This window comes from Sporosarcina sp. P3 (genome assembly GCF_002743415.1).
Classification (GTDB): Bacteria; Bacillota; Bacilli; order Bacillales_A; family Planococcaceae; genus Sporosarcina; species Sporosarcina ureae_A.
In genome coordinates this window covers 1-14,354 of record NZ_PDZE01000007.1, presented here as the reverse complement: position 1 = coordinate 14,354, position 14,354 = coordinate 1, and the positions used below count along the sequence as shown (strand labels likewise).

Below are 14,354 nucleotides of genomic sequence, written 5' to 3'. Positions count from 1 at the left end.
CCTAGCAGGGAGGAATGACACGATATGGATAGTAATGTAAGGATAAAACGAATATTCATGAGGGATGAGGCGTATGAGATTCTTCAGAATTGGATTATTATAGGCAAACTTGCTCCTGGAGCTATATTGAGGGATCAAGAGTTGTCCGACTTACTGGGGATTAGTCGGACGCCTATACGCGAGGCACTTCTAAGATTGGAACGAGACGGGCTAGTCGTGACGAAGGCCAACCGATCCACTTCGGTTTCGCAAGTGGATTACCAAGAGGCTGCGAATGTTTATCCAATCGTTGCTACATTGGAACGCCTTGCGGCTGAACAAGCATTTCAACAAATTTCAAGTGAAGTCATTCAGGAAATGGAAGAACTGAATAACCACTTTATAGACAAGTTGCAGTCAGATGATAAAGTAGCGGCATTCCAAATTGATAATGAATTCCATCAGAAACTTGTCAGCATGTCCAATAATCCAGAGTTAATCAACTTATTAATCAACTTGAAAATCAAAGTGCAACGTTTAGAAGTTCACTATTTTGGCCAGGTATCTAATGGCGAGAAATCTATTGATGAACATAAAGCAATAATCGAAGCACTAAAAAACAAAGATCTAAAGAAAATCCTAGATGCAATCGAAGCTAACTGGAAAAATAGCCTAGCAAGAATCATTGAAGTTAACACAGTTTAACGATTTAAATCTGTTTTAAAGTAGCTGAAACTTATTAACGCATAGTTTAAACAGAGAAGCCGCCTAACTAGCCTATAAAGGACTAGTCGGGCGGCTTTTTACTGACAGCAAACCCTGAAAAACACAGGCGGATTTACGATAAACAACATATAACCTATCAAATAAATATTGAGAATTTCATATGAATACACATAGCACGAACAAGGCGCTCCATATTATAGGGATAGAAGAAGGTGCGTTGAAATGGAACGCGGAAAGATCCCTTCATTGGCGTATCCCAAAAACGTTGCGAGAGAAGCTGATCCTAAAATGGGATAGGATCCTTGCACGTAATAAAGCAGATGCCTAGGAAATAACATGCACATAGAATGCACAGTCTACAAAATCGACCTCCGTTTACTAGACGACAGAATGTGAAGTTCATCCCGATACTTACTGACCGTCCTACGCGAGATAGTGATCCCTTGTTCTTTCAAAAGCAAATCCACAATCTTTTGGTCGGATAAGGGCTTTCGTTTATCCTCTTTCGCAATCAGTGACTGGATCGAGGTTTTCACAGCGGATTGGGACACGCTGTCGCCATCTTGTGCAGCTAGCTTAGATGTGAATAAAGAGCGCATGTCGAACGTGCCAGCAGGAGTTTGGATCACTTTATTGGAAACGGTACGGCTAATGGTCGACTCGTGCATTTCGATGCGATCAGCCACTTCTTTCATCGTCATGGGCTGCAAAGCTTTCTTTCCTTGGCGAAAAAATGCATCCTGCTGTTCGAGAAGGTCCGTTACAATGCGAATAATTGTGTTACGTCGCTGTTCAATACTCGTTAGTAACCATTGCGCTTGTTTATGATAGTCGCGCAAATAGGAAGACAGTTCGGATGTCCCTTTGAGAGAAGATGTATACTCTTCGCGCAGTCCAACTTTCGGAAGATCCCGGTCGTTCAAATGAAACGATAACTTCCCGTGCTTTTCCTCTACAATGACGTCAGGCATCATGAATTCCGTTTCACTGTCACCGAGCTCTGGACAAGGTCTAGGGTGCAGCGTCAACAGGAATTCATGCAGTTCGTTTACGTGTGCCAGCGTAATATTCATTCCTTTCGCAATCTGTTGCCATTTACGTTCGGCCACGTAAGGCAAATACTCCGATATGAACGTTTCCATTAATTCGGGGCATTCTCCGCAACTTCTCACTTGTAGCAGCAAGCACTCCTGCAAAGTCCGAGAACCTATGCCCGGCGGACCGATTTGCTGCAATAATTCAATACCTGCGTCTACATTGTCTACAGATTGCATTTCGGCACATAAATAGCCGTTATCATCCAAACTATGAATCAACGTCTTCAGTAATTGCTTCGTCTTAGGGTCCTTGAAATCGATTTCGACTTGTCGAAGCATTTGGTCACGCGTACTGATTTCTTGCTGCTTCACCCATTCCGCTGAATTCGTGTCCTGACTTGAGTAGTTTTTAGACTGCCGTTCTTGGAATGAATCCGTTCTTTCCGCTTCCTGTATCTCAATCACAGGATTCTCTAACTCTTGTTCTCGTATATATAGCTCTAAGTCACACGTCGATAATTGAAGTAGCTCAATCGCTTGACGGAGTTCAGTCGTCATGCGTAAACTGAGTTCCTGTTTTTGCTGGAGAGACATATTCACCGGAGACTCCTCCTTCACATAAAGTACATGATGAAAGTGTATGAATGCGCTTTCATTTATATGTACTTATCATACCACGCTCTTTCGACTCGAACTACGGTTCGGAGGAGTTTATTTTTCCTGAAGAACTTCCCGCAATCCTCTCGACTCCACCACGTCGTCGACCCCTTCCTGGCAAAACCCATACGATCGCCACGAGCATGTCTCGCACACTACAACAATATCATCCGGCACGACATGTAGTCGAATCCTTCTCTCGACCTCACGCCAAGGGAGTACATCACTGACTTTCAATCCGAGCTTACGTAAAATGACCATATCACGTACGTAAATCCCGTCATCCTGACAATGATACGGTTGGCCTTCGGGAAACTTTGCGCATAAATAATCGGGTCCGTTCATGATCTGAATCAACGTATCCGGCCGCTCTCGTAACACATCATGGATTTTCGTCATATTTTCCGTGTACTCTTCTGAATAGCCCATCCCCCGGTACCCTAGCAAACAAAAGATATGGTGCCCGCGTAGTTTGATCATAGAAACCCACCTTTTCTACAGAATAGATTAGTTAACCAATTTTATTAATTAGTATACACATAACAGGGGGCGAGAGGGAAGTGCGAATGGCGTGTCATTGACTTTATGGGTATACCTTCTATAATTAGCCAATACGGAAATATTCTGAAATGAGGGCTAATGAACTATGAAAGATCTAAAAGTAATTATCACATTGGTACTCGTCATGTTCACATGGGGAATTAACGTTTCTGCCCTCAAATATCTCGTGACGTATTTCGATCCCATTACGATGACGTCGATGCGCATTATGTCCGCTGCTATTTTAGTGTTTGTAATCTTATTTTTTTTGAAGAAAATCCGTTTGCCTAGAAATAGGGAGTGGATATATATCGTCGGGGGCGCCGCGACCAATGTCGTGATGCATCATTATTTTCTGGCGGAAGGACTATCGAGAACGAGTGCTGCTAACGGAGGGCTCATTTTAGGACTTGGACCATTATTGACTGCCACGTTAGCTGTGTTCATTTTAAAAGAAAAAATCACAGGCGTACGTGCTTTGGGCTTTCTGTTCGGGGGGATAGGGGTCAGTATCGTCGTGCTTGGCGGCAGTGGAACATTAGGCAAAACTTCATTCGGAGATGTAGAAATCTTCTTGTCGATCTTGTCGCAAGCCATTAGTTTTATGCTGATCAAAAAAGCTTCTAAAACAATGGATGCGCGGTTACTGACAGGCTATATGATGTTGGTCGGTTCCGTCATTTTAGTCATCGTCGCACTGATAAAGGAACCAGGCGGCTTTGCGGAATTCAGTAAAGGGACATCTACTGTCTGGGGCGTATTTATATTTTCGGCCTTGATTGCGACTGCTGTGGGTCACATGGCCTATAACTCGGCTATTCAAACAATCGGTGCCGCACGCGCTTCGATCTTTTTGAACTTTAATACATTTTTTGCACTCATAGGCGCGAGTATATTTTTAGGGGAATCCATTTATCCTGCTCATTTTATCGGTTTGATATTTATTGTGGCCGGCGTCATCTTAGGTTCGGGGTCTTTGGAGATGTTGATCAGGAGTCGGAATAAACCAGTACCGCCTGTTGGGCAAGAATGAACATATATACTGTCTTTGGTCAGTAGACAATAAGCGGAATAACTAAAGAAGTTACAGCTCAAAATACGAGCCGTAACTTCTTTTTTTGTACGCTAATTTAAACAAATAAAAAATAAATTTTAAAAAATAGTATCCTTTTTGAATAATTCTTCTATATGACTAATGAAAGAACAAATCATCAACCAACTAAACAGGAGGCGCAAAATAATGAAACAAAATAACCAACAGATCAAAATCCCATTTTCACCACAGTTTGCTGCCATAGTAGGTACAAACGAAGCGCTGTTTCTACAGCAATTGCATTACCGATTGCAAATATCTAAAAACATCAAAGGAGGCCATCGATGGGTGTATAACACGTACGAAGAGTGGACGCGTGAATTCCCGTGTTGGAAGATGCATGGAGTGAAGAGGCTAGTGAAGAAACTGGAAACAGACCAACTGATCATTACGTCCGCATACAATAAAATGCCAATGGATCGCACGAAATGGTATCGGATTGATTATGAAAAGCTGTCACAGACGTGCGGCGAATTTGTACCTTTCGAGCAGACGGAAACGGTCGATACAGTCGAACAAAAACGTCTGTCTGAGGAGAACATAATGCTACCAGCAATAACCAAAGAACTTAAACAGACTACAAAGAAAAAAAGATATAGCGAGAAAGATCTCGCCATTATTTCTTCTGTCATTGAGTATTTAAACCAAAAAGCGTCCAAGCGATTCAAGCATAACGCGAACACGACGATGGACCTTCTCCATGAACGGATCGAAGAAGGGTACACATTGAACGATTTCAAACTAGTAATCGATACGAAAGCGGCACAATGGCTCCATCACCCACAATTTCGTCACTACTTACAACCATCGACATTGTTTAAAGCAGAGAAATTCGAAAACTATTTGAATGAAGCCCCAGCTGACATATCCCGATCCACGGTATTGAAAGCCTATGGATCACCCACATTAGATTTTGAAAAAGGAGAGAATGCATATGAGTTACGAACTTGCTGAACAAAGTTTACTAGGTGCGATGTTTGAAGAAAATTATTTGATTCTCGATAGCCACATGCAAGCACCATTTTTCCAAGGCCGTGTCCATCAAACGATTTACACGGTCATGCGGGAATTGGCGCAAGAAGGGAAGCCGGTAGACTATATTACCGTGCTGACGAGGAGAGAACCGAGTGAACTAGGCGGGGCCAATTACGTCTACGGGCTCAAACGATTTGCGAATGTCGTACGTTTTGATGAATACGAAGAGATGATCATCGATCGATGGAAAAAGCAAGAAACGGCACGGGTATTGCAGCAAGCAATCGAGCATGATTGGAGCACGGAAGACATCGTGCATGCCTTAGAAGAATTGGAGGATCTAAATAGCGGTAGAGAGGCGACTTTACTAAATGACTATCTACTCACGCAATATGAAAGACCGTTCAGGCCGGATCTAACAGAGCCTGGCATCTCGACAGGACTTAGCGATTTGGACAAACTTCTGAACGGTTTCCAAGACAGTGAGTACATCGTCGTCGCGGCTCGGCCATCCATGGGAAAGACGGACGTGCTCAATCACTTCGCACTGCAAGCTAGCAAGGATGGACATATACCGATCGTTTTCTCGCTTGAAATGAATCGTAAAACGATGATCGACCGGATGATCGCTTCGACAGGCGAATACAATCGCTTACGAATGCGCGATCCGTATGAGTATTTCACCGAACCACAAAAAGAACGGTGGACACCCACACTGAACTATTTGGACAACGGAGGCATTCACATTCACGACCATTGCAGTCTATCCGTCAGAGAAATTAAAGCAAAAGCTCGATATATTATCAAAACGAATCCGACAAAACGACCGATCCTATTCATCGACTATTTACAAATCATCCGTCCTGAAGGCAAAATCATCAATCAAACCGTAGCCATCGGACAAATCAGCAATGAATTAAAAGCGATGGCAAAAGAATTCGACTGCCCCATCGTCGTCTTATCGCAGCTATCCAGAGCGTCTGAAACACGGTACGACAAACATCCCGTCATGAGCGACTTGCGCGACTCAGGAAATATAGAACAAGACGCCGATGTCATCGCGCTTCTCCATCGTGAAGATTATTACGACAGAGAGAATGAACCGACGAATATAATGGAAATCGAAATTGCCAAACACCGCAATGGACCGACCGGCACGGTCACGACCATCTACAGCAAAGAAACCGGTAAGATCTATGATTTCGATAAAGACTTCTACAAAAGGGGAGAAAACACATGATCACTGTTCAAGACATGTTCGACTACGCGTTAGAAATGGACTTATCACACTTGGCCCACAGCATTCATTGGGCCTTACTGAAAGACCACGTTACATTCGATGACGACAGTAAAAAACTACAAACCATCGAATTCGATGAAGCGGAAGTTAAGCGAATGATGGAGAATAACGACTTGAATATCGGCAAAGTAAAATTATTTGTTATGGACGAGCCCGATCATTGGTACGCCTTTTATCTGGCAGAGCATTCACTCGATGCCTATCGACTACATGAAAAATTATTCCGAGGACCTCAACGCAACATCACACGAGCCGATCGACTGATGATCCACTACATGACGTTTGCGGAAACCGGTGCTGAAGAATGCCTGTATGAGCATAAGAAAGAGATCATTGCCTACCCAGCGTATGTGGGCCACGCAAAAGCAGGTGAGCGTGTGTTGTATCGGGCGGAGGTGGGGGCATGACAGAGGAACAACGCGGCGTGCTGATCTTGGTCATTTGCTTGCGCTCGAATTATTCGATGCATTATGTAGAGAAAATGGGGGACGACGAGTTGGAAGCAACGTACGAAAGATGTATAGGTGTATGGTGAATGAAATCCACTACACTTTGGGAACGATTAAATTCCTACTAACTCCTCTACTAAAATACTATATAAATATAATTGAATAAAATTACCTATATATTTAGAAAATTCAGCATGATACCTTATACATAAGGGTATTCCATAACCCTCCTAGGCCATTGCCACCAAAGGAGAATGAAAGATGAAAATAGAAGAACTAAAACACACCGATTGGATGAACAAAAACAAAATTATGGCGCTCAGTTTTGGGCTGGTTGCGGGACTTGGGCTCCTGGCTCAAATCATTCTTCAGTCATCCGCCGTTATTATTACTTCCGTCGCTATTCCGTTCGTCGCGGCCATCTTAGTTTACTTATTTATGAATGCGTCTACTTTCATCGCGAAACAACTTCCGTACATTTTAGTCTTTTTAACGTTCAGCATTTCGATGAGTCTAATTCTGTTCTCGAGTGCTAACTTAGGGACGATTGGCGTGATCTATCTGGTCTTAGTGTTAGGTGCGGTTCATGGGAAAATGCGTATCATTGGATTTGCTTACGCACTGAGTTTATTTGCACTGCTTGTGAACAATACATATTTCGTATCGCCGGAGGTCGTAAGTGGAAGCGGTTCCAATTTACTGCTTCTTCACTTTCTTACAGCCCTATGTTTGTTTTTATTGGTCAGACAGAATGATCGGGTCTTTCAACATGTAGAAGAGCTTCTGGCCCTGACGTCGCAAAAAGCCGAAGAAGAGCAAGTGCTGTTTGAGGAGTTGGATGTGGCCGTGACGAAAATCACGTCTAACCTAGCGTTTATTCAGACAAATGCAGCTAGGTCTACTACTTCTCAGCGTGAAATGCTAGAGGCGGTCAATGAAGTGAGTTCAGGCAGCCAACACCAGGCCGATCATATTGCGGAGATTGCAGAAAATGCAGAACAGACACATGAAGCAATTCAAGAGATTGCGGCAGGGCTTGGTGAATTAGGGGACAGAACAAACGATGCGGGGAGTAAGGCGGAGACAGGCACTGCACAAATGACTCGATTGAAGGAGAGTCTCGATACATTCGCCGAATTCTTTACCGATTTGAATGATACATTCGGTGTTCTGTCTAGTAAAATTAACGAGACGAATGCATTTGCTAGTTCGATTAAACAAATTACGGAGCAAACGAATTTATTGGCGTTAAATGCGTCGATTGAAGCCGCGCGTGCAGGCGAACACGGTAAAGGCTTTGCGGTCGTGGCGGATGAAATTCGTAAACTGGCTAGATTGACGGATGAGACACTTCAGAAAATCGACACGAATTTAGTGGAGTTAAATAGTACGAATACGGTTGCGGTTGGAAAATTAGAAGAAGGCTTGAAGCAGTTGACGATGCAAAATCATGTGGCGGATGAATCCAGCGCATCCTTTGGCATGTTGCATGAAGTCATGTCTGCATTGCAACATGAGTTAGCTACATTTATCCGTGAATTTGAGATCATGACAGGACGCACACTGACAATTCGCGAACGCACAGTAGAATTTGCCGCCGTAGTGCAGCAGAGTACAGCGGCAGTAGAAGAATTAAATGCCACGCTGACGGAATTGGCAGGGGAGCAAGAAGGAATGGCGAAATATATTAGTGAAACACATGATGAAGCCATTGCTATTCGTAGAACGTAATATATTTGGTAGTCTGCCAGTTGCACATCAACCCAAAACGCAAAAGAAGTTACCCCGACAAAACGGTAACTTCTTTTGCGTTTTGTATAGGTAGTACAAGTAATATCTCATATATAGAGACAATCTACACAATTACGATTAGTATGGAATCTATAGGGGGCTTTGCAGTGCAGCAAAGCCACGTACTGAAAATGATTGAATGGGTAGAGGTGTATAAATGGGATTATTTTTCACGGTTATTTTACCGATTATTTCCGTATTCATAGTAGGATTCATATTACAACGAGCCAAAGGTCTACACATAAAATCCATTTCGTCGCTATCAATTTACATACTCACGCCGGCTCTTGTCTTTACGTCTTTATATACAGCAGACTTTGATGCCAGCTATATGACTATCCTGATTTATATGTTCGCTCTTTTTTACGCCATGGTGTTACTGAACAAAGTGATCGCGAAAATCTTTAAATGGGATAAAAAAATAGAAAGTGCCTCCATACTAGCCACAGGTTTCATGAACTCGGGAAACTACGGTTTGCCGGTCGTGTTATTTAGTTTAGGAGAAAAAGCGCTACCTTATGCCATCTTCATCATGGTCATACAATCTCTGCAAAACAACTTCTTCGGTGTCTACTATGCGTCACGCAGTACGAGTGGCATCGGTCGATCCATAAAAATGGTCTTTAAAATGCCGACGACCTACGCGGCAATTTTCGCGTTCGCTTTCCAGTATTTTCACATCACAGTACCGGAATCGATCATGTCGACGACGTCCATGGTTGGGGATGCCGCGATCCCTGTCATGATGATCATGCTAGGGATGCAACTAGGATCCGTCATTCGGAAGAAACCCAATTGGCAAGTAGTCATCTCAGGCGTAGTGCTGAAAATGGTCATAGCCCCTATATTGGCGTTTGTTTTCGTGCTATTCGTAGGAATGGATCCTCTAGTAGGGACTGTCCTCATCATCATTTCAGCAATGCCTACAGCGGCCACGACGACTATGTATGCGATTGAATTTGATACCGAGCCAGAGCTCGTGTCGATGATTACGTTGATTTCTACGCTACTAAGTGTGATTTCGTTAAGTGTTTTATTGAATGTCCTTATTTGAATGAATTAGCTGTAGACAGATTCAGAAAATCACAAAATAAAAAGAAGTTGGAGCCCAAAATGGCTTCAGCTTCTTTTTCGTTGCGATCCTCGTTAGGATTTTGGCAAACTAACTGTAAAGGTCGTCCCTTTACCAATCTCAGTGTGTAATCCGAAGTTTCCATTATGATCTCGAATGATTTTTTCACAGATCAATAGCCCTAACCCTGTTCCATCTACTTTTGATGAAATGAAGGGATCGCCTATTTGACGTAAAATTTCATCAGGGATCCCTGGACCCGTATCGGACACATCAATAGTAATGTGATCATAATCGTCTTTCACATGAAGCGTGATGGTACCGGTTTCCATCGCTTCGATTGCATTTTTGATTAAATTATTGAATACATGCCTGATTTTCAGTTCATCACCGAACATCGTCATCTCGTGGTTATCGGAGTGAACATGGATCTCAATGGCATTCGTGTCCATACCGGCTTCCATCTGAACCTTAACCATTTCGATTAACTCCGAAATATGGATCACCTTTTGATTGACTACATGTGTTTCGGCTAAGGATAAAAACTTAGATGCCGTTTGTTCTATTTCATTTAATCCGGATTGAATCCCGTCAAGTTGTGTTTGACTTGTTTCACTACGATTGCAATTCGTTAAATCCAATAATTGTAATCGACCTTGTACAACAGTAAGAGAGTTACGAAGTTCGTGCGCAATGATAGTCGCCAATTTTCCCGTGATGTCTAATTTATCTCTACGTGAATCATGGTTTCGTAGTTCACTTTCAAACTGCAGTTGTTTGGATATCCCTGTAAAATGAATGGGTTCTTTTTTATATAAATGTGAAGGCGAGAAATCCGTATCCGTCATATGGTATTCATGGGTTTGTAGAAGTTCGATTAAAAGCGAACCGGATAAAGATACACTATCATAAGCGCATACGTTGATATAATTACTCGTGATACTCGCGACTTTAGAGAAAAAGTCGTCAAAATTTTGTTCATGTATGGCTATAGAAGGAATGATTGTTTTTTTACTTTGAGGCCTCCACGTCACCAACCCCCATCCACGAATCATATTACCTTCTTTCACATGAGGAGCAAAGAAGTCATTTGCATCCTGTAAAATAGCTGCGGGATCAAAACTTTCGTGCGTTCTATATGCTATGTCGGTATCAACGAAGTAAATATTATCCAATTGCTCTTCCGTATAACCCGCATTTTTAAGGTTTTCTTTAACGGAGACAAAATTCTGCGGCTGATCTACATATAAAATAGTGTGACTTTTATCCAGCCCTCCCGCTACATAGGAGGTAGCATGTTCTATATACTGGTTACTATCTGTGTAAGTATATAGAACATGGCCGACGAGTAATGATTCTAAGCCCTTAGTAAGTCCCATTTTCAACGCCCCCCCTCTGAATAAAAAGAATAGTAATTTATATCATATCATTTTATTTGTTATAAGGAAGCCTGAATGTTGTGACTTTTGATGCATTTATTGTGTCTTTTTAGACCGCTTGTAAATGGAATATTCTAATGATGCGAAAAATCATCAGAAACAACGAATTGCGATCACACGTATCCAAGAAATGATTGCCAATAAGAGGAAAGATTACTTACACAAACTATCAAACAGAGTCATCGGGATGGAGAACTTGCACGGAATCAACCTGTTGAAAGACCACAAATTGGCTAAGGTTGTCAGCGATATGAGCTGGTCACCATTTCGTATAATTCCTACAAGTAGTGAAAGCGGAAGTAGTTCAACGTTACGAACAAATGCAGTTATAGTTTTGGCAAACTTACTGTAAAGGTCGTCCCTTTACCAATCAACGTATGGAGTAATAAGCTTCCGTTATGCTCTTTAACGATTTTTTCACTGATTAACAATCCTAACCCAGTACCATCTTCTTTTGAAGACATAAAAGGATCGCCTATTTGACGTAAGATGTTATCAGGTATGCCCGGACCGTTGTCGGAAACTTCAATGATCACGTGATCCTGTTCGTCTTTCACTACAAGTGTGATCGTTCCGGTTTCCATAGCTTCAATAGCATTCTTGACTATGTTAATAAATACTTGCTTTATTTTCAGTTCATCGCCGAAAATCATCATCTCGTGGTGATCCGAATGTACATGTATATCAATACCTGCCATGTCTATAGTTGCTTTCATCTGCATGGTAACCTGTTCAACTAACTCTGAGATATTGAGTGCTTTTTGATTTTCTACATGTGATTCCGCTAGAGACAAAAACTGAGAGGCGGTTTGTTCTATTTCTTGTAATCCTTTTTGGAGGCCGTCGAGATGTGCTTGACTTGCCTCGCTATAGCCACCACTAGTGAGATCAAACAATTGTAAACGGCCTTGCACGACAGTAAGAGAGCTACGAAGTTCGTGCGCAATAATCGATGCCAATTTGCCGGTCATATCTAGCTTGTCTCTACGCGTATCATGGCTGCGTAATTCTTTTTCAAACTGTAGCTGTTCAGATAATCCTGTAAAACGCACGGGCTCTTTTTTATATACATGTGAAGGCGAGAAATTCGTATCTGTCATATGGTATTCATGGGTTCGCAGGAGTTCAATTAGAAGTGAACCCGTCAAAGATACACTATCATAAGCGCATACTTGAATGTAATTCGCTGTGATATTCGCTATTTTAGAGAAAAGGTCATCAAAATTTTTTTCATGTATAACGATAGAAGGAGTTAACGTTTTAATATTTTGAGGTCGCCAGGTCATCAAGCCCCATCCGCGGATTGTACTCCCTTCCTTGGCATGGAAATTAATTGTTTCACTTGCAACCTTTACAATAGTCTCGGCATTGAAATCTTCATGTGTGTTATAGGCTACGTTGGTATCGATAAAATGAATACGATCTATTTGATTTTTCGAAAAGCCCATATTTCTAAGATTTTCTTTAATGATAGTAAAATTTTCTAGTCGATCCACATACAGCACGACATGATTTTCATCCAGTCCTTCAGCTACATAGGAAGTGGCGTGTTCTATATATTTGTCGATGTCGGTGTATGTATACACCACATGGCCGACGGGTGAAGATTCAATACCCTTCGTAAGCCTCATTTTCAAAACTCCTCCGAATTGTAAGAATAATAAATTATATCATAGCATTTTATATGCTGTAAAGGAGACAGAACGTTACCACCTTTAGTACATTTACTGCATTTCACAAAAACACCTATAGCAGACACAGTTCGTGGAATAGGTTGATTTGTCTTCCAGCCGAAAGCGTTCTGTGTGAAGCACCCCAAACTGAAAAGATCCACTCTGCATGCCAGTTGTCCATTGCATACCATGCAGTAAAAAAATATGCATACTTTTTTAAAAAAATGTTTTAAATGCTTTACTAAAGGGTAGAGTTAGCAAATAACCATACAAATACAATCCAACTAGAAGAAAGCGGGTGCTCTATGAGAAACTTAACCAACACAGCATTGCTCGAAGTGTATGAACGCACAGAAGAAATAGAATTAGATCAAGCATTTATTGAACTACTTGAAGAAGAAATTAGGCGCCGTGGCATTTTATAGATGCTAGGGCGTTTTTTGTTCTCTATTATATACAGCTTACTGAACGGGGAATTCTATAGATAAAAAAGGGGAAGTGCATTCTTGCTAGAACATGCCCCTCGTTACTTTGATTACATAATGAAAAGAGCTACGACATCCGTTCTCAAATGTTTAATTTGTTTCTCGATAAGGAAAGTTAGAGAGAAAAGGGGGGAGTCTGATGATGGATCCCGTAGTTGCGTATGAGAATTGGTCATGGGTCCGTATCGACGCAACCACTCAACAGAAAATGAACGTGTTCCCGGATATTCCATTAGCCGGCAAACGCTGGGCCATGTCGTTAGCTGAACATAAAAGCAGTAATCTGGAAATGGATGCGAGTGAAGAAGGGAAAGAATCGATGTGGGGCAGCGTTGTCTACTCCCAAAATGTCGAAGTGCGCAGTGAAAAGACCATTCTTCATTATTTCCTTACAAAAGATCTTCTTCTGACATCCGGCATGGATACATCATTTTTTACAGGAACTTCCGAACAGCAAGTGCTGAAATACATGGACCAAGCAGAAAATGCCATCGAAGGATTCATGGCGCTGATCGGAGAAATCACGAGCGTATTCCTACGAAAAATTGAAGGCTTCGAGGACCGGATGCATGACTTACTGTGGAGCGTCAAAGCAGAGAATGATGAACCAGTCTTTGAACAAATCATGGATAATCGGTATGAAGTGCTAGTGTGGAAAAACCTCATCATACCGTTCGTGGAAATCCAGGAAGCGATAGTGGAAGCATTCGGGGACGACGTATTGGAAGGGTATTTCTACAAGCGGACCTGTCGGCGTATCCGACGATGCCACCAGACGATCCGCGAATACAACGAAGAAATAGGACAGCTAATCGATCTCGAATCCATCATCTCCTCCCATCGAGGCAACGAAATCGTCAAAACGCTGACTGTCATCACCATGCTCTTCACGCCAGTAGCCGCTTGGGGTGCCTTATGGGGAATGAACTTCAAATTCATGCCCGAACTCGATTGGAAATACGGCTATTTGGGAGCCATCCTCGTCATCGCTCTTTCTACGTGGAGTTTATATTACTACTTAAAAAAGAAAAACTGGATCGGTAGCGTATTGAAAAGCTCGAAAGATAAGAATTTCTAGTGTGGCGGATCGCCGGGTACCTCTTCCAAGTAACCAAGTGGAAGTCAGCCAATCCCAAAA

Annotated in this window: 15 protein-coding genes; 11 read left to right on the top strand and 4 right to left on the bottom strand. The window is 42.2% G+C overall.

The genetic code is table 11. The annotated features are described in order from the left end of the window. Positions 1-24 precede the first annotated feature (24 nt). Entirely contained in the window at positions 25-684 is a 660-nt protein-coding gene (locus CSV61_RS10030) for a GntR family transcriptional regulator (RefSeq protein WP_083034726.1), read from the top strand. Between the two features lie 377 nt (positions 685-1,061). Here the strand turns inward: CSV61_RS10030 and rpoN are convergent, their stop codons facing one another. Further along, positions 1,062-2,336: an RNA polymerase factor sigma-54 gene (rpoN, locus tag CSV61_RS10025; RefSeq protein ID WP_099639239.1), complete on the bottom strand. Its 1,275-nt coding sequence runs from the start codon at positions 2,334-2,336 to the stop codon at positions 1,062-1,064. 117 nt (positions 2,337-2,453) lie between these two features. Continuing rightward, a complete protein-coding gene (locus CSV61_RS10020) occupies positions 2,454-2,879 on the bottom strand; it encodes a DUF1284 domain-containing protein (RefSeq protein ID WP_099639116.1) in 426 nt (141 codons plus the stop codon). Between the two features lie 166 nt (positions 2,880-3,045). Between CSV61_RS10020 and CSV61_RS10015 the strand changes: the two genes are divergently transcribed. From CSV61_RS10015 to CSV61_RS09990, 7 genes are all read left to right on the top strand, one after another. Continuing rightward, complete coding sequence (locus CSV61_RS10015) at positions 3,046-3,972, top strand: DMT family transporter (RefSeq protein ID WP_099639115.1); 927 nt, start codon at positions 3,046-3,048, stop codon at positions 3,970-3,972. 207 nt (positions 3,973-4,179) lie between these two features. Next, the gene (locus CSV61_RS10010; protein ID WP_158233829.1) at positions 4,180-4,986 is read left to right on the top strand and encodes a conserved phage C-terminal domain-containing protein; all 807 of its coding nucleotides are present in this window, start codon (positions 4,180-4,182) and stop codon (positions 4,984-4,986) included. Then, positions 4,967-6,247, top strand: a complete 1,281-nt coding sequence (locus CSV61_RS10005; RefSeq protein WP_158233828.1) for a replicative DNA helicase — start codon at positions 4,967-4,969, stop codon at positions 6,245-6,247. The genes CSV61_RS10010 and CSV61_RS10005 overlap by 20 nt, the downstream gene beginning before the upstream one ends. Beyond that, entirely contained in the window at positions 6,244-6,714 is a 471-nt protein-coding gene (locus CSV61_RS10000) for a hypothetical protein (protein WP_099639112.1), read from the top strand. Before CSV61_RS10005 ends, CSV61_RS10000 begins: the two co-directional genes overlap by 4 nt. Further along, on the top strand, positions 6,711-6,842 hold the full coding sequence (locus CSV61_RS17205; protein WP_255408186.1) for a hypothetical protein: 132 nt from the start codon (positions 6,711-6,713) through the stop codon (positions 6,840-6,842). The genes CSV61_RS10000 and CSV61_RS17205 overlap by 4 nt, the downstream gene beginning before the upstream one ends. Before the next feature lie 175 nt (positions 6,843-7,017). Next, entirely contained in the window at positions 7,018-8,487 is a 1,470-nt protein-coding gene (locus CSV61_RS09995; RefSeq protein ID WP_099639111.1) for a methyl-accepting chemotaxis protein, read from the top strand. Between the two features lie 217 nt (positions 8,488-8,704). After that, positions 8,705-9,601: an AEC family transporter gene (locus CSV61_RS09990; protein ID WP_099639110.1), complete on the top strand. Its 897-nt coding sequence runs from the start codon at positions 8,705-8,707 to the stop codon at positions 9,599-9,601. A gap of 92 nt (positions 9,602-9,693) precedes the next feature. Here CSV61_RS09990 and CSV61_RS09985 read toward each other — a convergent pair whose 3' ends face one another. Further along, positions 9,694-10,998 carry an ATP-binding protein gene (locus tag CSV61_RS09985; RefSeq protein WP_099639109.1) on the bottom strand — a complete coding sequence of 435 codons (1,305 nt, stop codon included), beginning with the start codon at positions 10,996-10,998 and terminating at the stop codon, positions 9,694-9,696. Positions 10,999-11,122: 124 nt separating this feature from the next. On the opposite strand from CSV61_RS09985, the gene CSV61_RS16605 reads away from it, so the two are divergent. Then, positions 11,123-11,410: a hypothetical protein gene (locus CSV61_RS16605; protein WP_143561086.1), complete on the top strand. Its 288-nt coding sequence runs from the start codon at positions 11,123-11,125 to the stop codon at positions 11,408-11,410. Here the strand turns inward: CSV61_RS16605 and CSV61_RS09980 are convergent. Further along, positions 11,385-12,689 (bottom strand): ATP-binding protein, encoded by a 1,305-nt coding sequence (locus CSV61_RS09980; protein WP_099639108.1) that lies wholly within the window; start codon positions 12,687-12,689, stop codon positions 11,385-11,387. The two genes, CSV61_RS16605 and CSV61_RS09980, sit on opposite strands and share 26 nt — an antisense overlap. Before the next feature lie 347 nt (positions 12,690-13,036). Here CSV61_RS09980 and sda point away from each other — a divergent pair, with 347 nt between their 5' ends. After that, the gene (gene sda / locus CSV61_RS09975) at positions 13,037-13,156 is read left to right on the top strand and encodes a sporulation histidine kinase inhibitor Sda (protein WP_099639107.1); all 120 of its coding nucleotides are present in this window, start codon (positions 13,037-13,039) and stop codon (positions 13,154-13,156) included. Between the two features lie 199 nt (positions 13,157-13,355). Further along, complete coding sequence (locus tag CSV61_RS09970; RefSeq protein ID WP_099639106.1) at positions 13,356-14,294, top strand: magnesium transporter CorA family protein; 939 nt, start codon at positions 13,356-13,358, stop codon at positions 14,292-14,294. Positions 14,295-14,354 lie beyond the last annotated feature (60 nt).